This is a genomic window from Alteraurantiacibacter aquimixticola (assembly GCF_004965515.1).
Classification (GTDB): Bacteria; Pseudomonadota; Alphaproteobacteria; order Sphingomonadales; family Sphingomonadaceae; genus Alteraurantiacibacter; species Alteraurantiacibacter aquimixticola.
Genome location: NZ_SSHH01000001.1, coordinates 753,938 through 773,848, shown reverse-complemented (window position 1 = coordinate 773,848; position 19,911 = coordinate 753,938). Strand labels below are relative to the sequence as shown.

General features: G+C 66.0%; 25 protein-coding genes. 8 read left to right on the top strand and 17 right to left on the bottom strand.

The window, feature by feature from the left end:
- Genes motA through flgB form a run of 12 tightly spaced genes read right to left on the bottom strand, consistent with a single transcriptional unit; the run spans position 1 to position 8,709 of the window.
- Positions 1–864, bottom strand: coding sequence for a flagellar motor stator protein MotA (motA, locus tag E5222_RS03450; protein WP_136692307.1), 864 nt, complete (start codon positions 862–864; stop codon positions 1–3).
- Positions 865–885: 21 nt separating this feature from the next.
- Entirely contained in the window at positions 886–1,803 is a 918-nt protein-coding gene (locus E5222_RS03445; RefSeq protein ID WP_136692306.1) for a flagellin N-terminal helical domain-containing protein, read from the bottom strand.
- Positions 1,800–3,131, bottom strand: coding sequence for a flagellar hook-associated protein FlgK (gene flgK / locus E5222_RS03440; RefSeq protein ID WP_136692305.1), 1,332 nt, complete (start codon positions 3,129–3,131; stop codon positions 1,800–1,802). Before flgK ends, E5222_RS03445 begins: the two co-directional genes overlap by 4 nt.
- A 6-nt stretch (positions 3,132–3,137) precedes the next feature.
- Complete coding sequence (locus tag E5222_RS16735; protein ID WP_246021527.1) at positions 3,138–3,440, bottom strand: rod-binding protein; 303 nt, start codon at positions 3,438–3,440, stop codon at positions 3,138–3,140.
- Positions 3,437–4,549 carry a flagellar basal body P-ring protein FlgI gene (locus E5222_RS03430; protein WP_136692304.1) on the bottom strand — a complete coding sequence of 371 codons (1,113 nt, stop codon included), beginning with the start codon at positions 4,547–4,549 and terminating at the stop codon, positions 3,437–3,439. Before E5222_RS03430 ends, E5222_RS16735 begins: the two co-directional genes overlap by 4 nt.
- On the bottom strand, positions 4,549–5,208 hold the full coding sequence (locus E5222_RS03425; RefSeq protein ID WP_136692303.1) for a flagellar basal body L-ring protein FlgH: 660 nt from the start codon (positions 5,206–5,208) through the stop codon (positions 4,549–4,551). The genes E5222_RS03430 and E5222_RS03425 overlap by 1 nt, the downstream gene beginning before the upstream one ends.
- A gap of 8 nt (positions 5,209–5,216) precedes the next feature.
- Complete coding sequence (flgG, locus tag E5222_RS03420; protein ID WP_136692302.1) at positions 5,217–6,005, bottom strand: flagellar basal-body rod protein FlgG; 789 nt, start codon at positions 6,003–6,005, stop codon at positions 5,217–5,219.
- A gap of 28 nt (positions 6,006–6,033) precedes the next feature.
- On the bottom strand, positions 6,034–6,774 hold the full coding sequence (locus E5222_RS03415) for a flagellar basal body rod protein FlgF (protein WP_136692301.1): 741 nt from the start codon (positions 6,772–6,774) through the stop codon (positions 6,034–6,036).
- A 31-nt stretch (positions 6,775–6,805) separates the two neighbouring features.
- Positions 6,806–7,624, bottom strand: coding sequence for a flagellar hook-basal body protein (locus E5222_RS03410; protein WP_136692300.1), 819 nt, complete (start codon positions 7,622–7,624; stop codon positions 6,806–6,808).
- A gap of 13 nt (positions 7,625–7,637) precedes the next feature.
- Positions 7,638–7,955 (bottom strand): flagellar hook assembly protein FlgD, encoded by a 318-nt coding sequence (locus tag E5222_RS03405; RefSeq protein ID WP_136692299.1) that lies wholly within the window; start codon positions 7,953–7,955, stop codon positions 7,638–7,640.
- On the bottom strand, positions 7,955–8,365 hold the full coding sequence (gene flgC, locus E5222_RS03400) for a flagellar basal body rod protein FlgC (protein WP_136692298.1): 411 nt from the start codon (positions 8,363–8,365) through the stop codon (positions 7,955–7,957). The genes E5222_RS03405 and flgC overlap by 1 nt, the downstream gene beginning before the upstream one ends.
- Positions 8,362–8,709: a flagellar basal body rod protein FlgB gene (gene flgB, locus E5222_RS03395; RefSeq protein ID WP_136692297.1), complete on the bottom strand. Its 348-nt coding sequence runs from the start codon at positions 8,707–8,709 to the stop codon at positions 8,362–8,364. The genes flgC and flgB overlap by 4 nt, the downstream gene beginning before the upstream one ends.
- Positions 8,710–8,912: 203 nt before the next feature.
- On the opposite strand from flgB, the gene E5222_RS03390 reads away from it, so the two are divergent.
- The 8 genes from E5222_RS03390 (at position 8,913) to E5222_RS03355 (ending at position 15,159) form a co-directional block, all read left to right on the top strand.
- Positions 8,913–9,593, top strand: coding sequence for a MotA/TolQ/ExbB proton channel family protein (locus E5222_RS03390; RefSeq protein WP_136692296.1), 681 nt, complete (start codon positions 8,913–8,915; stop codon positions 9,591–9,593).
- Positions 9,590–10,045: a hypothetical protein gene (locus tag E5222_RS03385; RefSeq protein WP_136692295.1), complete on the top strand. Its 456-nt coding sequence runs from the start codon at positions 9,590–9,592 to the stop codon at positions 10,043–10,045. The genes E5222_RS03390 and E5222_RS03385 overlap by 4 nt, the downstream gene beginning before the upstream one ends.
- A gap of 22 nt (positions 10,046–10,067) precedes the next feature.
- Positions 10,068–10,601, top strand: coding sequence for a flagella basal body P-ring formation protein FlgA (locus tag E5222_RS03380; RefSeq protein ID WP_169053462.1), 534 nt, complete (start codon positions 10,068–10,070; stop codon positions 10,599–10,601).
- Positions 10,602–10,680: 79 nt separating this feature from the next.
- Positions 10,681–10,971 (top strand): flagellar biosynthesis anti-sigma factor FlgM, encoded by a 291-nt coding sequence (locus E5222_RS03375; protein WP_136692293.1) that lies wholly within the window; start codon positions 10,681–10,683, stop codon positions 10,969–10,971.
- Between the two features lie 8 nt (positions 10,972–10,979).
- Positions 10,980–11,300 (top strand): flagellar protein FlgN, encoded by a 321-nt coding sequence (locus tag E5222_RS03370; RefSeq protein WP_246021526.1) that lies wholly within the window; start codon positions 10,980–10,982, stop codon positions 11,298–11,300.
- 99 nt (positions 11,301–11,399) lie between these two features.
- Positions 11,400–12,302: a transglycosylase SLT domain-containing protein gene (locus E5222_RS03365; protein ID WP_246021525.1), complete on the top strand. Its 903-nt coding sequence runs from the start codon at positions 11,400–11,402 to the stop codon at positions 12,300–12,302.
- 68 nt (positions 12,303–12,370) lie between these two features.
- Positions 12,371–14,434, top strand: a complete 2,064-nt coding sequence (locus E5222_RS03360) for a flagellar biosynthesis protein FlhA (protein ID WP_246021572.1) — start codon at positions 12,371–12,373, stop codon at positions 14,432–14,434.
- Positions 14,431–15,159 carry a sigma-70 family RNA polymerase sigma factor gene (locus tag E5222_RS03355; RefSeq protein WP_136692291.1) on the top strand — a complete coding sequence of 243 codons (729 nt, stop codon included), beginning with the start codon at positions 14,431–14,433 and terminating at the stop codon, positions 15,157–15,159. Before E5222_RS03360 ends, E5222_RS03355 begins: the two co-directional genes overlap by 4 nt.
- A gap of 1 nt (position 15,160) precedes the next feature.
- Here the strand turns inward: E5222_RS03355 and E5222_RS03350 are convergent, their stop codons facing one another.
- The 5 genes from E5222_RS03350 to E5222_RS03330 form a co-directional block, all read right to left on the bottom strand.
- The gene (locus E5222_RS03350; RefSeq protein WP_136692290.1) at positions 15,161–15,889 is read right to left on the bottom strand and encodes an RES family NAD+ phosphorylase; all 729 of its coding nucleotides are present in this window, start codon (positions 15,887–15,889) and stop codon (positions 15,161–15,163) included.
- Positions 15,861–16,238 (bottom strand): MbcA/ParS/Xre antitoxin family protein, encoded by a 378-nt coding sequence (locus tag E5222_RS03345; protein WP_136692289.1) that lies wholly within the window; start codon positions 16,236–16,238, stop codon positions 15,861–15,863. The genes E5222_RS03350 and E5222_RS03345 overlap by 29 nt, the downstream gene beginning before the upstream one ends.
- A 70-nt stretch (positions 16,239–16,308) precedes the next feature.
- Positions 16,309–17,193 (bottom strand): formylglycine-generating enzyme family protein, encoded by an 885-nt coding sequence (locus tag E5222_RS03340; RefSeq protein ID WP_136692910.1) that lies wholly within the window; start codon positions 17,191–17,193, stop codon positions 16,309–16,311.
- 20 nt (positions 17,194–17,213) lie between these two features.
- Positions 17,214–18,884, bottom strand: a complete 1,671-nt coding sequence (locus E5222_RS03335) for a sulfatase family protein (protein ID WP_136692288.1) — start codon at positions 18,882–18,884, stop codon at positions 17,214–17,216.
- Positions 18,885–18,896: 12 nt separating this feature from the next.
- Complete coding sequence (locus E5222_RS03330; protein ID WP_169053461.1) at positions 18,897–19,895, bottom strand: HupE/UreJ family protein; 999 nt, start codon at positions 19,893–19,895, stop codon at positions 18,897–18,899.
- Positions 19,896–19,911 lie beyond the last annotated feature (16 nt).

Sequence of the window (19,911 nt, the reverse complement as noted above, 5' to 3'; positions counted from 1 at the left end):
TTACTTGCCCCTCAGCGCATCGAGCAGGTCGGTCAGCGGCGGGCGATGGGCGGGCGGCAGGCCCGAACGGGCACTTTCGACCACCAGCGGCTGAGGATAGCCGTGAAGCGAGGCGATCAGCACCTGCTTGATCGATTGGAGGATCTGCGCGTCATGCGAATTGACCTGCTTCAGCCTCCCGGCGAGCGGGCCGACGATGCCATAGGCGAGCAGCACGCCAAGGAAGGTCCCGACCAGCGCCGAACCGATCATGCCACCCAGAACCGAAGGCGGCTCGTCGATCGAGCCCATGGTCTTGATCACGCCCAGAACGGCGGCAACGATACCCAGCGCCGGCAGCGCATCGGCCAGCGATTGCAGCGCATGGGCGGGCTCTTCCATCTCGTGCAGTTCGGACTTGATGGCATTGTCCATCACATCCTCCACCGCATGGGTGTCGAGCGAGCCGGAGGAGACGACCAGCAGCGTCAGCGTGTCGCAGATCAGATTGGTCACCGCCGGGTCTGCCAGCAGCGCGGGATATTCGGCGAAGATCGTCGAATCCTTGGGATTGGTGACATGCGATTCCAGCGCCACCGGCCCTTCGGTCTTGAGCATCTTCATCATCTTGCTGGTCAGCGCAATGGCATCGACATGGTCCTGGTCCGAATAGCGCGGGCCCTTGAACACCTTGCCAAGTCCCGCGCCCAACAGCTTCAATTCGTGCATGGAATTGCCGGCGACCGTCGCCCCCAGCGCGGCGCCGCCGATAATCATCATCTCCAGCGGCACGGCCGCCAGCACCGGGCCAAGCGACCCGCCAGCGATCACGAATCCCCCGAACACCATGATCAGCAGGATAACGATCCCGATAGCTGCAAACATAAGGGGTCCTTCCCTTCAGGATCAGATGTTGTCGAACAGGCTGAGGCGCGAGAGGCGCGCAAAGCCTGTCTGGCTGGCTTCCAGCACGGTGAGGATCTGCTGCAGCTCGACCACGGTAGAGGCAAAATCGACGCCGCCCGTATCCGCCATCTGCTGCGCGCGGGAGAAGGACTGGTCGACCTGCCGCTCCTGTATCACGTCGATCCACGCCACGCGCGATCCGGCCACGGTCTGCGCCCGCGTGAGCGAATCCAGCGCGTCGTCGAAACCGGTCAGCGCATCGCGCGCCGCGGCGGCTGGATCGGCCGCACCGCCCTGCAACGCGGCGGCCAGCGTGCCGATATGCGCGAACACGTCGGTCGGCGTGCCGCCGGTGGTGAAATTGAGCACTTCGGGGCCGGTCAGCCCGCGCGTGACGGTTTGCCCGCTGCCGAGGTCGAGCTCGCCGCTGGAAGCAGTGCCGACATAGACTACCGCGCCCGTGCCATCGATCTCATAGGCCTTGCCACTGGTCTCCCCGCCGAACAGCGCGTTGCCGCTGGAATCGAGCGCGTTGGCCGAACTCATCACGCGTCCGACCAGCTCTTCCAGCTCCTGCCCGATCGTGCGGCGCTCCTCGTCGCCCAGCGGATCGCTGGCCGCCCATAGCGCCAGTTCGCGCGCGCGGATGAGGTCCTCGGCGATGGAATCGAGCGCATTGCCGGTGAGCTGCAAGTCGTCGCTGGCGCGCTTGGCATTGCCGGCGTCGATCTCGCCCAGCCGGTCCTGCCGCGACAGGCTGCGCAGGCGGGAGGCGGCGACCGGATCGTCCGATGAGCGCGAGAGCTTCTCGCCCGAAGCGAGCTGGCCCTGCAAATCCTCCGCTTCGGCGCGCAGCCCGCTCATGTGAACAGTCGCGCGGCGATAGAAGGCAAGGGTTGAATTTGTAATCGCGTTCATCGGCCGATCCCCAACATCGTATCGAATATGTCTGCGGCCACCTGTATGACGCGTCCGGAGGCTTCGAAGGCCTGCTGATAGCGAAGGAGGTTGGTGGCTTCCTGATCGAGGTCCACGCCCGTCTCCGCCGACAGGGCGATGCCGGCAGTATCGGCGATGGTCTGCAAGGCGTCGCGCGTAACGGTCCGCGCGCTTATCGCGCTCGACAGGGTGAAGAGGATCGTATCGGCGGACCGCGCCGGACCGTTGGTGGCCATGGCACCGCGCAAGGCCTGCAGGTTCGAGATATCGCGGCTGCCCGCAGGCGAACCGGCAGGCGCGGTGGCGATCTGGCCTCCCGATGTCAGCGCCAGCGAGATCGTAGCAGCGGTGGTGCCGCTGAAGAATGGCTGTCCGCCAGCACCGTTGATGTCTGCGCCATTGCCCTGCGCGGTATTGGCCGTGGTGGCAACCTGGCTGGCGAGAGCGTCAAGATCGGTGCGCAGCGTGGCGATGGCATCGCGCGCCTGCGATGCGCCCAGCAGGCTGCCCGAAGAAAGCGTGATCGCATTTCCGCCTACCGCGAAGGCGAAGCTGCCGTCACCATTGGTGCTCTTGCTGAGCGCGGTCGTCTGCGCTCCGGTCACCAGCGTTTCCCCGCCCAGCTGCACGCTGACCCGGCCGACGGAATCGTAAGTGGTGGTGATACCGCCCAGCTCGGCCATGTCGCGCAGCAGCGCATCGCGCTGGTCGTGCAGCACCGCCATATTGCTGCTGCCCGGGCGCACGCGGGCGATCGAGACATTGGTGCGGGCAAGCTCACTCGCCAGCAGGTTCATCTGGTCGACCCCGGCATCGGTCTGGAAGGTGATGTCGGCTTCGGCCACGTCGAGCCCGCTGGTGGCGATCTGGAAGGTCTGGGCCAGGCGGCGGCCATCCTCCAGCACCGCAGCGCGCAGGGACCCGTCGAGGGGGTCGGAAGCAAGGCGTGAGAGGCTGGCTTCGAAATCGACGATGGCGGGATAGATGCCGGCCTGCTCCACCGCCGCTTCGGCATTGCGCAGGCCCGACAGTTCCGCATCGGCGCGGTTGACGTCGCTGGAGGTACGGCGCGCCTCGCTTTGCAGGAAGGTGGAATTGGAGCGCAGCACTTGCGCCGGGCGAACGCCGCTCAACGCTCCAGCAGGCTCCATGCCTATGCCGCCGCGCGCGGCGACCTCCTCCATGGTGATCGTCCTTCGCGCATAATCCGGATTGCTGGCATTGGCGATGTTCTGCGCGGTGATGTCCAGCGCCGAACGCGCGGCCATCGCGCCGCTCTTGCCAATCAGGATCAGGCTGCCCGACATTGCTCGTTACCCTTCCGTGGAAACATGCGCGGCCAGCTGCCGCTCGATCGCTTCGGCAAGGCCGAACACGCCCTGCTGCGAGGCGACATCGGCGAAGTGCTCGTCGCGCATGGCTTCGAACTGTTCGAGGCCGGGGCCGCCGAACAGCTCGTCACCACCAAGATCGTTCGCCCGCGCACTGGCGAGCAGCTGGCGCAGCATGATCGCCTCGAAAGCCTGCGCGGCCTTGCGCAAGTCGCCATTCGCTGGTGGCTCGAGCGGCGTGACCGCGCTCGTCGTGGAGACCGGAGGGACACCGAGCGGGCTCACAGCACCACCATTTCGGCTTGCAGCGCGCCTGCCTGCTTCAGGGCTTCGAGGATCACCACCAGGTCGGCGGCGCCGACGCCCAGCATGTTCAGCGCATCGACGATCTCGGACAGGTTCGCCCCGCCCTGCATCAGCGCGACGCGGGTTTCCTCCTGCGTCACGTCGATATTGGTCGATTCCTCCAGCGCGGTCTGGCCGCGGCTGAAAGGTTCGGGCTGGACGATCATCGGATCTTCCTCGATCCGCACCACCAGCTTGCCGTGGCTGACCGCAGCGGGCGCAAGGCGGACGGCGGAATTGATCACCACCGTACCGGTGCGGCTGTTGACGATCACCCGCGCGGGCGTTTCCGCCGGCACGACCTGCAGCATCTCGATATCGGCGATCATCTCCGACCGGGCATCGCCGCCAAAGGGCATGACGATCGACAGGGTCACCGCATCGACGATGCGCGCCGCGCCGGGAAATTGGGTGTTTACCGCGTCGCGCAGACGCGCGGCGGTCTGGAAATCGGCATTGTGGAGGTTGAAGCGCAGCTCCCCCTCGCTGTCGAAGCCGGTCGCGACCGCCAGTTCCACGGTCGCGCCATCGGCGATGCGGCCCACGGTCGGGACATTCACCGACAGCTGCGATCCGTCGCGGCCCGATACGCCCAACCCGCCCACGGCGAGGTTGCCCTGCGCCATGGCATAGACCTGCCCGTCCGCACCCTGGAGCGGCGTCAGCACCAGCGACCCGCCACGCAGCGAACGCGCGCGGCCGATAGTGGACACGGTCACATCGATGGTCTGGCCGGGCTTCGAAAAGGCCGGCAGTTCGGCGGTGATGATGACCGCGGCGGCGTTCTTGAGACCCGGCGAGACACCCGGCGGCAGGGTAAGGCCGAAGCGGCCCGACACGCCGCGCATGGCCTGCGTCACGTACTCGAAGTTATCGTCACCCGTGCCATCGAGGCCGACGACGATGCCATAGCCGGTCAGCTGGTTCGGACGCACGCCCTGGAAGGCGCCAAGATCGCGAATACGCTCCGCATGGGCGGGCGTTGCCTGGATGAAAAGCGCCAGTCCCAGAAGGACCGCGCTGGCGAGGCGCATGAGAGAGGCCGCCATCAGAACGGACTCACCATGTTGAAGAAGCGGCCCAGCCAGCCCGGACGGCTGGCCTGCTGGATCGCGCCATTGCCGCCATAGATGATCTGCGCATCGGCAATGCGGCTGGAGGCAACGCGATTGTCGGCGTCGATATCGGCCAGGCGCAGGATACCGGCGAACTGCACCCACTCGTCTCCCTGGCTCAAACGCATCTGCTTTTCTCCAACCACCAGCGCGGTGCCGTTCGGGCGAACCTCCGCGATGGTGACCGCGATGGCGCCGTTGAGCGTGCTGCGCTGCGAAGCATTGCCCTGACCATTGAACGACGAGTCCGCCGATGCATTAAGGGCATTGGGATTGAGGAAATCGAGCGGACCCGCTGTCGGCGGGGTCAAGGCCACCGATCCATCGCGTGCGGTGGAGGCGCTGGTGCTCTTCGACGTGCCGACGCTTTCGACCAGCATGATAGTGACGAGATCGCCCACCCGGCGCGCGCGCGTACCTTCGTGCAGCGCGGCATAGCCGACATTGCGTTGGTAGATGGCGCCGTTCTCCGGAGTGTGGACCGGCGAGGGCGGCGGCAGGGTGGCGGAAAAGCCGGGGTTCGGCCGGCCGCCTTCCATGCCGCAGGAAGCCAGCAGGCTGCAGCCCGCGGCCAGTATCAGGATCGCTCTCATCTTCTGTCTCACAAGGTCTGGTTGGCGTTGCGCAGCATTTCGTCGACCGCGCTGATCATCTTGGAATTGATTTCGTAGGAGCGCTGCGCCTCGATCATCTCGACCAGCTCCTCCACCACGTTCACGTTGGAGGCTTCCAGCATGCCCTGGCGGATCTGGCCGCGGCCGTTCGCGCCCGCTGCACCGGTATCGGCGGCACCGCTGGCGGCGGTTTCCTTCAAGAGGTTGTCGCCGATCGCCTGCAGCCCCGCCGGATTGACGAAGCTGGCGATGGTGATCTGCCCCAACTCGGCCGGTGCCGTGTCGCCGGCGACCACAGCGGTCACCGTTCCATCGGGCGAGATCGCGATCGACTGCGCGCCCTCCGGCACCTGGATCGCGGGATTGAGCGTGAAGCCCTGCGCGGTCACCAGCGTGCCTTCGGCCGAGAGGGTGAAATTGCCCGCGCGGGTATAGGCGATCTCGCCACCCGGCAGCTCCACCTCGAAAAAGCCTGAACCGTCCAGCGCCAGGTCGAGATTGTTTCCCGTGGTGCTCATCGTGCCCTGCGTATCGATCCGCGTGGTGCCCTGCACCGCCACGCCCGTGCCGAGGTTGAGGCCGATGGCATAGGCGGTCTCGCCGGTCGAACGCTGCCCAGCCACGCGCGCATCGTCATAGGCGAGCGTCTGGAAACTGGCGCGATCGCGCTTGAATCCGGTGGTGCCGATATTGGCGAGGTTGTGGGCGATCACCCGCATGCGGGTGTCCTGTGCCTCTAGGCCCGTGCGGGCCACCTGGAGGGCGGATGTAGGCATCTTGCTATCCTTTCAACTGGCTTAGGGGTCAGCTCAGCGACATCAGGCGCGAGGAGGCCTGGTCGAGCTGGTCTGCGGTCGAAATAAGTTTCACGCGGCGTTCGAAGCTGCGCTGGGCGTCGATCATGTCCACCAGCGTGCCAGCGGTATCGACATTGCTTTGTTCCAGCGCGCCGGTGACCACCTGCGTCTCCGGATCGGCGGGCAGGATGCCGCCGCCGGGAACGCGCAACAGGCCGTCCAGGCCTTTCAGCAGCGGACTGCCGGCGGGACTGGCGAGCTTGATCCGGCCGACGAGATCGGCAGGCACGTCAGGCGCGCCGGGATCGGCGGCATAGACGCCGCCGTCGCTGGCAATCGACAGGTTCCATCCCGGAGGCGCGACCAGCGGCCCCGCCTCACCCATCACCGGCAGCCCCTCGCCATTGACGAGGCGGCCTGCGGCATCGGGCAGCAAGTCGCCGCGGCGCGAATAGACTTCGCTGCCATCGGGCGCCTGCAAGGCGATCAGCGCCTCGCCATTGACCGCGATATCGAGATTGCGGCCCGTCTGGTTGATGGAGCCCGGCGTCATGTCCGCCCCGCGCACCGCGCCCTGCGCCAGCCCGCGCACGTCGAAGCTTTCGCCGCGCATGTGGAGAGAGGCGGTGCTGAAGGTTTCCGCGCGGAAACCGGTCGTGCCGGCATTGGCAAGATTACTGGCAATGGCGCGCTGACGCGTCATTGCGGCATCCATGCCGGACAGGGCGGTATAGATCATCCGGTCCATCGTCTGGGCCTCCCGTCAGTTGTGGTCAGGATCAGCTGCGCAGGTTGATGATGGTCTGCGAGAACTGGGTGGCGGTATCGATCGCCTTGGCATTGGCCTGGAAATTGCGCTGGGCGGTGATCAGCCCGACCATTTCCTCGGCCAGGTCGACGTTGGATTTCTCCAGCGCGCCGGAGAGCAGCTGGCCGTTGCGGCCATTGCCCGGCAGCTCGAAAGTCGCCGTGCCGGAAAAGCCGGTGGTCTCCCAATTGGTCGACCCGACTGCCTTGAGGCCGGTAGGCGCAATAAAGGTCGCCAGCGCCACGCGGCCCACCGGTTCGGTGGTGCCATCGGCATAGGCGGCGTTAATCAGGCCGTTCTTCTCGATGACGATGCTGGACAGTTCCGCACCACCGCCGTTGACGGTAGGCACCATGCCATCGATCGTGACGCCCGGATTGATCACTGTGCCCGTCGCATCGACTTCGAAGACCTGCAGTGTCTTGCCCGAAAAATCGGTCAGCGCGCCTGCACCGTCGATCTGGAAATTGCCGTTGCGGGTGAACAGTACCTGCCCGCTTTCAGGGTTGCGGATGGCGAAGAAGCCGTCACCATCGATGGCAACGTCGAGACTGCGGCCGGTCTGCTCGATCGCACCGAGGCCGAAGTTCTGGTTGACGCCGGCGACCGTCGCACCCAGGCCCTGCGACAGGCGCGGATTGGCGGCGGAGCCATTGGCGACGATATCGGCAAATTCGACGCTACTCTTCTTGTAACCGGTAGTTTCGGCATTGGCGATGTTATGCGCGATGGTGGACAGGTCGGTCTGCGAATTCTTCAGGCCGTTCAGCGACGTATAGAAAGAGGTCATCGGGTCGTACTCCTCAGGAATCGGTGGATGTGGCAGGGGCCGCCCGCTGCGCCTCGATCAGCGCGTCGAGCTTGGCGGAAATGTCGCCCAGAGTGGCATTGGTGGTGGAAGATCCGGCGAGAGCGGAGAACTGCGCCATCTGCGCCAGCATGTCCTTGTTATCGACCGGTTCGAACGGGTCCTGCTGCTGCAGCTGGGTGGTCAACAGGCGCAGGAAATCACCCTGACCGAGCGCGCCGAAGCCGCTCTCATCGCTCTTGATCACGGGCTTGTCGCCGTCATTGTTGATCGCCTTCAGATTGCTTGCGACAGAGGTGGAAATGCTGGTCATCACTTGCTCCTGATTGTTTCGAGCATCAGCTGCTTGGCGGTCTGCATGGCTTCGACGAGGTTCTGGTACTGGCGGGCGCTCTCCATGATCTCGACCATCTCCTCGGTCTCATCGACGGGGGCTTCCCACACATCGCCATTCTCGTCGGCCAAGGGGTGGCCGGGATCGTGGCGGCGGATCGGCATGGCATCGGCCTGACGCACTTCGGATACGCGCACGGAAGACATGCCGCTCGCCTGGTCCAGCTCCTGCTGGAACACCGCGCGCACGGGGCGATAGGCCTGCTCCTCGCTGCCGGCGACGGAGCCCGAATTGGCGATATTGGATGCTGCCGCGTTCATGCGGATCATCTGCGCGGACATGCCGCGCTGGACGATGTTGAAGAGGGAGGTCTGGCCGCTCATGCTCATTCTCCCTTCAGCGCGCGGGTGATCGTCTGCACCCGGCCATTGAGGAAGGTCAGCGTGGCGGAATAGGCGACGGCATTTTCGGCAAAGGCCATCTGCTCATTCGCCAGTTCCACCGTATTGCCGTCGAGCGAAGGCATGGTGGGGATGCGATAGCGGGTGGCGGTCTCGATCGAGGCGTCGCGCGTTGCGCCCGCCGTGCGTGCTTCCAGCGCGCTGGCGAAATCGATGTCGCGCGCCTTGTATCCGGGCGTGGCGGCATTGGCGATGTTGGAGGTGAGCAGCCCCATGCGGTGCGAACGCAATTCCAGCGCGGCGCCGTGAATGCCGAAAAGCCTCTCGCTCATCGTGTGTCTCCTTTGCAGCCGGACGGGGGAGCCGCCCATGCGCGATCAGTTCTGCAAGGGGTGTGCCAATTGCGCCTGCCCTGCCGCTCTCTCCCGTGCGGCAGGGCGAAAGCGGCAAGCGCTTGCCGCCACCGGCAAAATGCCGCCGCCTCTAAATCACACGCCGCGCCAGCCGTTCTGGATCAGGCAAAGGAGCATTTGGCATGGAAATCTCGGCCCTGTGGGATGGCCTCGGTGCGGTGATCGTGCTGGGCGGCACGCTGTTGGCGGTGCTGCTGGGCAGCGGCAGCGGCGAGCTTGGTGCCGCCGCGCGGGCCATCGGCAGCCTCGTCACGCCCGCCTTCAACCAGCAGAAAGTCCGCGCGCAGATCGCCCGCAATGTGGAGGATATGCGCCGCGACGGCTTGCTCCGCTCCGTCCCCTGCGCCAGCACCGATAGCGAGATTACCCTCGCCACCAATGCGCTGATCCATGACCGTTCGCTGCATTCGCTGCTCGCCGTGCATCGCCGCTTTCGCGAGGATCGCCAACGGCTTTGCGAGGCAGCGCTGCGCCCGATCCGCCTTGCCGCCGAGGCTGCGCCGGTTTTCGGCATGGTCGGCACCTTGCTGGCCCTCTCGCAAATGCAGCTGGGCGTGGAGGGCGAGGAAGGGGCGCTGGTGACCGGTATCGCCATGGCCATTCTCACCACGCTTTACGGGCTGGTGCTTGCGCATCTCGTCTTCCATCCCCTCGCCCGCGCGGTGGACCGGCGCGGAGAGCGCGAGGAACAGGAACGCCAGCAATTGTTCGACTGGCTGTCCGAGCAACTGAGCGAGAGTTGCCCGCCCTCGCTATCGCTCGCCGCGAGCAGGAGCGGCGGCGGCAGGGATGTCGCCGCATGATGCCGGGACGCGAAGCCGGATGGATGGTGCCTCTGGCGGACCTGTCGCTGATCCTCTTCGTGCTTACGGGAACGGCGCTGTCAGGGCTCTCCGGGATGCCGGAGGATGAATACCTGCCCGCCACGAGGCCGCGCTCGGCCAGCGGAGCCATCGAGACCGGCATCGCCAGCGCGGTGCATGCCGATGCGCCCGGCGCGCCTCCGCTTTCCGAATGGCTCGCCGCCTATCGCCCGATGGAGGGCGAGCAATTAACGATCCAGGGCTTCTACGCCCCCGAAGATCGCCCCGCCATCCGCGAACGGACCGAACAATGGGCGGCCGAAGCGCACGAAGCGGGTGTGGAGGCACGCGTGATCCTGCAGCCTGCGGAAAGCTCGCAGGTGATCGCTCTGTTCGCGCATGATCGGAACATGGAACTGGCACGCAGCTTGCTTGAAGCGGAGCATGACTGACCTCTTCCGGGAGATGCAATCCATGCCTCGCCTTACCGCAGCCCTCACCGGCCCTGCCGCGCTGTGCCTGCTGGCCTCCGCGCCGCTTGCCGCGCAAAGCTTCATCGATCACGGTGCCATCGATGCCGAAGTCGCCGCCTTCACCGGCGCGGGCATCGGCACGCCGGGCGGCGCGCGCCATCCGGTCGATCGCCGCCTGCGCCTCTCGACCTGCCCGCAGCAGCTTTCGCTCGCCTGGCATGGCGTGAGAGCGGACATGGTGCGGGTGGAATGCACGGCTGGCCAGGGCTGGCGCATCTTCGTGCCGGTCAATAGCGGTGGCGTAACCGCTGCCGTAGCTGCCGCCCCGGCGCAGGCTCGGCGTATGCCGGGCGTCGAGCGTGGACAGGTGCTCACCATAACCATCCAGGGCCGCGGCTTCAGCGTCAGCCAGCAGGGCGAAGCGCTGGAAGATGGCTCCGTAGGCGAATGGATCCGCGTGCGGCCCGAAGGCAATCGCGAGGCGGTGCGCGCCCGTATCGATACTCCCGGCCGCGCGGTGATTCCGCTGGGCTGAAATATTTTACTGACGAAAATCTTAAACCCCGCCTCCGGCACCCGTCCTGAGCGGTGAGAACCAACAAGGAGCGACGATCATGTCCCTCTACGACGTATCCAAGCTGAGCGGCCCGGGCACGATCCGCCCCACCGGCCGCGACATGTCCGGCGCGCGGCCCGAAGCGAAGACGGCCAAGGCCGAGAGCGTGGCCGACAAGGGCGTGGCGGTGCAGACCGGATCCCGCGTTTCCGCTGGCGACGTGCCGGTCGATAATGACCGCGTGGCGCAGATCCGCGAGGCCCTGCGCGATGGTAGCTATCCGATCGTCCCGGCGAAGATCACCGATGCGATCATCGCTGCCCGCCTGATGCTGAGCAACGGCCAGTGAGCGCTTCCGTGACCACGACCCGCCCGCTTGCCGATAGCCTGCGGCAGATGCTTGCCGTGCTAGACGATGAGCGGCAAGCACTTGCCGCCCTCGACGTGGATGCGCTGCTCGCCTCCAGCACGCAGAAGCATTCGCTCTGCGCCGTGCTCGAAGCCGAGAACGCGCAGGACATAGACAGCGAATGCACCGGCCTCCTCGAAGCCGCCCGGCACCAGAACGAGGTCAATCGCAAGGTCCGCAACCTGCTGGCGGCCAATGTCGCCGCGCGCCTCGATGCGCTGACCCGCTCGCCCGCCCTTTACAGCAACCCAGCCGCCGTGCGGGCCTGAGCTCCGCCACATCCGCCATATGCGAAAATGGCACGCAACTTGCTGAGAGTTCCGGAGGAGCAAAAGGCTCCACTGGAGTAATCGCAAGGAAGTGGGCGGATGAGTGACCCCAGCATGATGAGCCCGGCCGTCACGGGCATGCCGATGATGGCCTCGCGCGCGCCGCATGCCGCGATCGCGCAGGCGGCGCGGCGCACCGGCGTCGACTTCTCCTATCTCCTCGCACAGGCGCGGATCGAATCCGGCATGGACCCGATGGCGCAGGCGCGCACGTCCAGCGCCAGCGGCCTCTACCAGTTTATCGACCAGACCTGGCTCGCCACGCTCGACAAACATGGCGATGCCTTGGGCTATGGCGGCATCGCGCAGGCGATCGAGACGCGCAACGGCCGCGCGCGCATCACCGATCCCTCCATGCGGCAGGCAATCATGGATTTGCGCTTCGACCCGCAAGCAGCCTCGCTGATGGCGGGCGCGCTGGCGACCGACAACCGCGCAGCGCTGCAACCCGTGCTGGGCCGCGATCCCGATGCAAGCGAGCTCTACCTCGCCCATTTCCTTGGCGCAGGAGCGGCGGGCCGTTTCCTAACCACCCTCACCACTGATCCCGACCGCCCGGCCGCCGGACTGCTGCCCGAAGCGGCGAGCGCCAATCGCGCGATCTTCTACGAACGCGGCGGAGCCGAGCGCAGCGTGGCGGACGTCATGGCGCTGGTCCGTACCCGCGTGGAGGGAGCCATGGCCGACAATGGCTATGCGGCAGGCACGCCTGCCCCGCTCCCGGCCATTCCCGCCTCATCCCGTATGCCGCCACCTGCCTGGCGTGATCGCGCCTATCCCGGCCTGCCGCCCATCGCGCCGCCCGGGAACGCGCCACAGCGCACGTCCATGGCGGACACGTTGCGCGACAGCTTCGCGCTGACCGGCGCTGACACCCAGACCAATTCCGGCCTTGCCCATATCCGCAAGGCCTATGCCCGGATGGAGGCATTCGGACTGTGATCAAAGGCTTCTCCCCCACAGCTCTGCGTGCGCTGGCGCTGCCCACCGGCATCCTCGCGCTGATCGCGATGATGGTGCTGCCGATCCCGACGGTGCTTCTCGACGCCTTCTTCGTCTTCAACATCGCCCTGTCGATCGGCGTGCTGATGGCCGCACTCAATGCCGCCAAGCCGCTCGACTTCTCCGCCTTTCCCACCGTGCTGCTGTTTGCGACGCTGCTGCGCCTTTCTCTCAACGTCGCCTCCACCCGCGTGGTGCTGGTCAATGGCCATGAAGGCGGCGCGGCGGCGGGCCAGGTGATCGAGAGTTTCGGCGCCTTCCTCGTCGGCGGCAATTTCGCCGTGGGCCTGTTCGTCTTCGTCATCCTGCTGATCATCAACATGGTGGTGATCACCAAGGGCGCGGGCCGCGTGTCCGAAGTCTCTGCCCGCTTCACGCTGGACGCGCTGCCGGGCAAGCAGATGGCGATCGATGCCGATATCGCCGCCGGACTGATGACGGCGCAGGAAGCCAAGGCCCGCCGCGCGGAAGTCGCGACCGAGGCCGACTTCTACGGCGCGATGGATGGCGCCTCCAAATTTGTGAAGGGCGATGCCATCGCCGCGCTGCTGATCCTGGCGGTGAACGTGATCGCCGGCTTCACCCTCGGCATGATCACGCACGGTCTTTCCGCAGGCGAGGCCGCGCAGCTCTACATCACGCTGGCCGTGGGCGACGCGCTGGTGGCGCAGGTCCCCGCCCTGCTGCTGTCGATTGCCGCTGCCGCCATCGTCACCCGCGTGACCGACCAGAGCGACCTTGTCGGCCAGATCGGGCGGCAATTCGGCCAGCCGGGCAGCTGGCTCCCGGTGGCGCTGGTCCTCGGCGCGATCGGCCTGGTCCCGGCCATGCCGCAAATGGTCTTCCTGCCCGCCGCCGCGCTCGCCTTCTGGCTCTACCGCACCTTGCGCAAACGGCTGGACGCACCCGTCCCGGTCGAAGTGGAGCCCGAGGTGGATGAACCACAGCGCATCGAGCTCGCCGATGTCAGCGACCAGACGCTGGTCACGCTCGAACTCGGCTATGGCCTGATCCACCTGGTGGACGAGGCCAAGGGCGCGCAGCTGGTCACCGCGGTCACCGGTGTGCGCAAGCAGCTGAGCAAGGCTTTCGGCTTCGTCGTCCCGCAATTCCGCATTCGCGATTCACTCGACCTGCCTGCCAATACCTATCGCATCGTGCTGGGCGGCGTGGAGCTGGCTCGGGCCGTAGCGCGCCCCGATGCCGTCCTCGCCATCGATACCGGCGAAGTGGCGCGCAGCCACGGCCTTTCGGGCGAGGAAACGCGCGATCCCAGCTTCGGCTGCCCTGCCCTATGGATCTCTCCAGGCGAACGCGACCATGCCATCGCCGAGGGTTTCCTGACGGTGCAGGCCGATACGGTCATCGCCACCCATCTCAACCAATTGCTGCAGGCGCGCGGCGACCAGCTGCTCGGCCCCGAAGAGGTGCGCGCACTGCTCGATGCGCTGGGCGACAAAGCGCCGGGGCTGGTCGAGGCGATCCATCCCGACCCGCTCTCGCTCGCCGCGATCACGCGCCTGCTGCGTCAGTTGCTGGCCGATGGCATCACCCTCTCCCACCCGCTGCCCGTGCTCTCCAGCCTCGCGCTGGGCCTGCAGGTCACCAAGGATTTCGACACGCTGGTCGACCATATCCGCGCCGACCTCGGCAGCTGGCTGGTGGGGCAGGTCTGTCCGCCGGACCAGCCGCTGGGCGTGCTGACGCTCGACGCAGGCCTCGAAAGCGCGATCCTGGGCGGGATGAAGGACCCGGCGACCGGGCAGCCGGTAATCGAGCCCGATTGTGCCCGCATGATCGGGGAGCGCGTCTCCGCCCTCGTCGCCGAGGCAGGCCCGGAGCGCAACCTCGCGCTGATCGTCCAGCCGCCCGCGCGCCGCGCGCTCACCGCATTGCTGCGCCAGCGTGTGCCCGCCTGCCTGGTGCTGTCCATCACCGAATTGCCGGCCAGCCAGCCGGTCGAAGTCATCGCCGTGATCGGGGGAGAGGCCGCGCCTGCCGCGCCCGCCCTCGCCGCCGCGAACCAGCCCGCCATGCCGGATGCAGGAGCTGAAGAGGTGCTTGCCGCATGAAACACGACCACAGCAATTTCTCCGCCGCTGCCGCCTATCGCGCGCAGGATATCGTCGCCGACCGGGTGAAGCGCTTCGTGCCGATGGTGCGCAAGGCCGCCTGGCATATCCACGGCGTGGGGCGCGACGGGCTGGAGATCGAGGACCTGATGCAGGCCGGTTTCATTGCCCTGACCGAATGCGCGCGCAATCACGAGGGACCGGGCGAGGACGGCTTTGCCGCCTATGCCAAGATCCGCGTGCGCGGCGCGATGTTCGACCTCATCCGCAAGCAGATGCCGGACAGCCGCAATGCCGTGAAACGCCGGCGGCAAGCAGCCGAGGCGCGCGACAGCCTGCGCCAGCAGTTGGGACGCGAACCCACACGCGAGGAACTGGCCGAGCAGCTGGCCATCCCCGTCGGCGAGCTTGATCAATACCTGTCCGAGGAAATCCAGCTCGTCTCGATGGAGACAAGCTATGACGACAGCAGTTCCGCCTTCGCCTCCGACCTGCCCGATCCCTTTGCCGTGCTGTGCGAATTGCAGGACAATGAGCGGCTGGGAGAGGCGATGGAGGCTTTGCCCGACCGGCTGAAACTGGTGCTGCAGCTCTATTTCGTCGAGGAGTTGAACCTTACCGAAATCGCGCAGGTGCTGGAAGTCAGCGTGCCGCGCGTCCACCAGCTGAAGGCGCAAGCGCTGGTGAAGCTGAAGGACCTGATGGCGCGCGAGGATTCCTGGTAGCTCAGCCGAGTGCAGGCAGCCCGAATTGCTGCGGCGAAAAGGCGAGAACTTCGTCATGCGGGAAGAGCGCGATGGCGGTCAGCCTCTCGCCTTCGAGCCGTAGGTGCCAGTTGCGCCCGTGATCAGGCGTTTTCTGCGCGAAACAGGCCGGATCGAACAGGGCGATATTGATCCCCTCGGGGTCGCGCGCGGACTGGGCGCGGATGGCCTGTCCATTGGCTTCACGGACATTGCCCGCAAGCTCCTGGCAGGCGGAATAGTCGTCCGGATCGGTCCAACGCTGCTTGTCTGCATCGAGCGGCGGCTTGGTGGTGTCGAGCAGGCGCCCAACTGACAGCGGCACGGAAAAGCTCAGATGCTCGCTGGTGCGGTTGCCAGGCAGGAAGCCGGGTGAGCGGGTGAAGAATTTGAGCCGCCAGTATGCTGTCTCGGTGATGGCGGTGCGCTCTTGCTCGCTGGCATAGAAGATACCTGGCCGCTCATTGGCGCGGCGAAAGCGGCTGGCAACCGTGTGTCCATAGCGGAAGGGCGAGCCGAGCAGGTAATGCAGGCCTTGCGCCGCCTTGGGCATGTCCGGCTTGGCGGCGTCTGCCAGTTCCTCCAGCCGCTGCTGCTCGGCAAGATTGCCGGCAAGGCGATTGGTCGAGATCCGGTGCTGGGCTTCCACCACCCGCCACACGGTCCGGCGATAGCGGCGGAATTCAGACGCGAGCGCGGTGGGCGTCCACATAGTCGCAAACCGTCATCAGGCCCTTGAAGCTGTCGACCAGGTCGATCGGCTTGGCGTCGAGATCGACATTGCGCGTGGCGAGCCAGGCGCGCGCGGCCATATCGTCACTGCCCAGCATCGCGTCGAGCGAGCGGAACAGACGCAGCAGGAATTGCGCCGCCTCGAAGGACTTGCTGGCAGGGTCCAGCTCCGCCTTACCCGACCGCAAGCGCGACACAGTGGCAGCCGAGAGGCCCAGAACACTGCCCAACTTCGCATTGGTCAGCCCCCAGAACTCCGCAATCCGCGCAATGGCGGAGGTCAGCAGCTTGCCGTCATCCGGCTGCAATTCGATCGGTAGACTAGCCATTACGCCTCCTTTCACATGCACGATATATATATTTATCGTTCAAATGCAAGGAAGAGGCCAGTCTCACGCTCTAAACATCCACGACACACCGGAAACCGATATGCGACGTGCTGGTGTCGACCGACTGCGGATAGCGCGCAGCCGGTCGGTAGCGGCGGCAATAATTCTCCGCGCACAAATGCGATCCGCCCTTGATGAGATGGAAAGCGTACCCCTCGCGCTCGCGATCCACTTCCATCCGCGCATCTGGCGCACAGCAACTGGCGCCCTCCTCCTTCTGCGCCGGGGCATAGGGCGTGGTGGTCCATTCCCAGACATTGCCGATCATGTCCGACAGCCCATAGCCGTTCGCGGGGAAATGGCCGACGGGCGATGTGCGCGCGAAACCGTCCTCCAGCGAGTTCTCCGTCGGGAAGCGGCCCTGCCAGTAATTGGCCATCATGCGGCCATCGGGGGCAAGCTCGTCGCCCCAGGCATAGTCGGCCCCTTCAAGGCCACCGCGTGCGGCGAATTCCCATTCCGCCTCGGTCGGCAGGCGCTTGCCCTCCCATGCGGCGAAGGCCTGCGCATCTTCCAGCGCGACATGCACCACCGGGTGATCGGACCTGTCGGCAATCGAGCTGCCCGGCCCTTCCGGATGGCGCCAGCAGGCTCCCGGAGTCCAGGACCACCATTCGAACGAGTCATTGAGAGGCGGCTGCACCGCAGGCGGCGTGAACACCGATGAGCCGGCCACCAGCAGTGACGGATCGGCGTCAGGATAGTGCGCCAGATCGGGCGCCTTCTCCGCCAGCGTGACATAGTCCGTTTCCCACACGAAGCGGGCGAAGCGGTCATTGGTGACCGGTGCCATGTCGACCGTGAAGGGACCGACCTCGACCTCGCGAACGGGCGCTTCCTCCGGGTAGAACCGGTCGGAGCCCATCAGGAACCGGCCGCCCTCAAGCCGCCGCATGTCTGATTGCATATGACGCCCTAACGTTGCGCCAGGATCGATCGCTGCGCGGCGATATCCTGCAGGTAGCAGAAGCTCCAGCCGGGGCTGCTTTCCTCTCCGGCCAGCGCATCGGGGCAGCTTGCCGGCTGGTCCAGCGGGTATTCCTCCAGCGGGTCGCGCTTCATGTCGTAGAGCAGGCAATTGCCCGCATCGTCCACGCATACCACCTTGTAGCCGGCATTGCGCACGCCCACGACCATCTGCCCATCGCGCATCAGATTGGTGCTTTCGGTGATGACGAAGCCACGCAACGGATCGCGCACATGCTCCGCCTCGCCATGCAGGATCGGCGCAATCGACACCCCGTCGAGCGGGATGCTGGCGCTGCCGTCCGAATTGGCGACCTCTGCCGGAACAGCGAGCCCAGCAAGCTCGAGGATGGTGGGGAAGAGGTCGGCGACATGGGTAATCTCGTCGCTGCTTGTCCCCGGCGCGATCCCCGGCCCGCGGACGGCAAGCTGCACGCGCGCGCCGCTTTCGAAGGCTGAGCCCTTCCCGCGCCCTTCGCGGGTGATGTAGAGATTGTCGATGAAATCGAGGCCCGGTCGGCCATACATCGGCGTGCCATTGTCGCCCACGAAGATGACGATGGTGTTGGGATCGAGCCGGTCGACCTCGTCCAGGACCCGGCCGATGATCGTGTCCATCGAATTGGTCATCGCCCGAAGCTGCGCATAGGGCGAGCAATCGCCGACATTCTGTGTGCCGTACTCCCCGCCGCAGGCATCGATTTCGGCGCGGGTCGCATCGTCCAGCGTATCTGCATTGGGGATCATCATCGCGCTGGGCTGCTGGATGATCGTGGCATGGGCGAGGTTGAAGGCCATCCAGGCGAACCACGGCCGGTCGGGATCGCTTGCCTCCTGCGCCCGGATCCAGTCGATCGTGTCGCGCCCCTTGTGGACCGCGGCATAGGTGCTGGGCGCAATCCCCGGCAGTTCGGCAGGCCCGGCAGTGTAGCTGCGCCACTCGCCCGGCGGCGTGCCGGAATCCTGCATCTGCGTTTCGTAGTCCCAGAAGGTCGGCAGGGCGGCGTGCATATTGCCGACGAAGAGGTCGAAACCCGCTTCCTTCGGCTTCATGCCGGGATAGTCCGGCCCGTTCTGGCTGGGCAGGCCCGCCATATGCCACTTGCCGAAAGCGGCGGTCACGTAACTCCCGTCCATCGCAAGGTCGCGGACGAAGCTGTCATGCCGCTGGCTCAGCGCATCGGCATAGGTCGCGACATTGGTGTTGCGGGCGTAGAGGCCCGTCAGCAGCGATGCTCGGGTTGGCGAGCAGAAGGGCTGCGCCCAGGCGTTGAAGAACACCATGCCATCCCGCGCCAGCTGGTCCAGCACGGGCGTGGAGGCAGGATTGCCCTCGATGTTCAGGTAGCCGGGATGGTCGAGACCTTCGGGGCCATAGGCCTCCAGCATCTCCTGCTCGATGCCGGGATACATGCCGGTGGTCGCATCCAGCCCCACGTCATCGGCGATGATCAGCAATATGTTGGGGCGCTGCTCGCCCGCCGACTGGGCCATGGCAGGCATGGTCGCGACGCTTGCGCCCATGGCGCAGGCCATGGCCAGTTTCGAAACAGTGTGGAGCATATGCTCTCTCCCTTCCTTGTCCCCTGCCCCGCTATGCGGGCCGGGGCGACGGATCATTGTCCGCCATCCTCATGCAAATGATTCCATCCGCTGCACCAGCCAGAAGACCGCGACCATACCCATACCATAGGCGCAGAGCTGGCGGATCGCCGGTCCCGGATCGCGCTGTCCTGCAAGGTCCAGCCCCGACATGGCCCGCCGCACCAGCGCGTAGAGCGCCAGCGCCAGCAGCACGAAGGCGACCTGGCCTGCCTCGACCCCGACATTGAAGGCGAGCAAGGCCGCCGCGATCTCGGTCTGCGGAATCCCGATTTCGCGCAGCACGCCGGCAAAGCCGAAGCCGTGCAGCAGGCCGAACAAGGTTGCCACCAGCGCGGGATAGCGAAAAGTCAGGCTGTCCTTGCGCCCGCGCACGATCTCCACCGCCAGGAACAGGATCGACAGGGCGATCACCGCTTCGACCGGAGGCGCGGGCAGCCGCACGAGGTTGAGCGTGGACAGCGCCAGCGTGATCGAATGGGCGAGCGTAAAGCCCGTCAGCGCGATCAGCGAGCGGCGAAAAGTGCCTGCCACCAGCAGCAGGCCGGTAACGAACAGCAAGTGGTCAAGCCCGCCAAGAATGTGCTGCACGCCGAGACGAAAATAGTCGCCCACGACTTCGAGCACGCTGGCGCGTTCGGGGATCGTCCAGCTTGTTTCGCTGGGCGGCAACAGCGCGGATAGCGGCGGCGCGTCCAGCTGTTCGAGCCGGAAGAGCGTGGAGAGCGACGGGTTGTATATCGGATAGGCAATGCCGAAGCGCTTGCCCTGCACTCCTCCCGGACAGGAGACCACGGCCTGTGAGAGGACGTCGCCTATATCCTCTGCGCCAAGGTTCACCGGCGTACAGCCCCCGGGTGCGACGGGGATCGGGCGGTTATCCAGGGCCACGCTGCCCGGCGCGCGCACGCGCATGGCGAAGCGGTCGTTCGGAAGCTCTCGGATCAACACGCTGGCCGGGCGCGCGTCATGCGCCTGTGCCGGAACCGCGCCCAATGCCACGACAATGGCCAGCAGCAGAGATGCCAACGCTTGGACGCGCCAG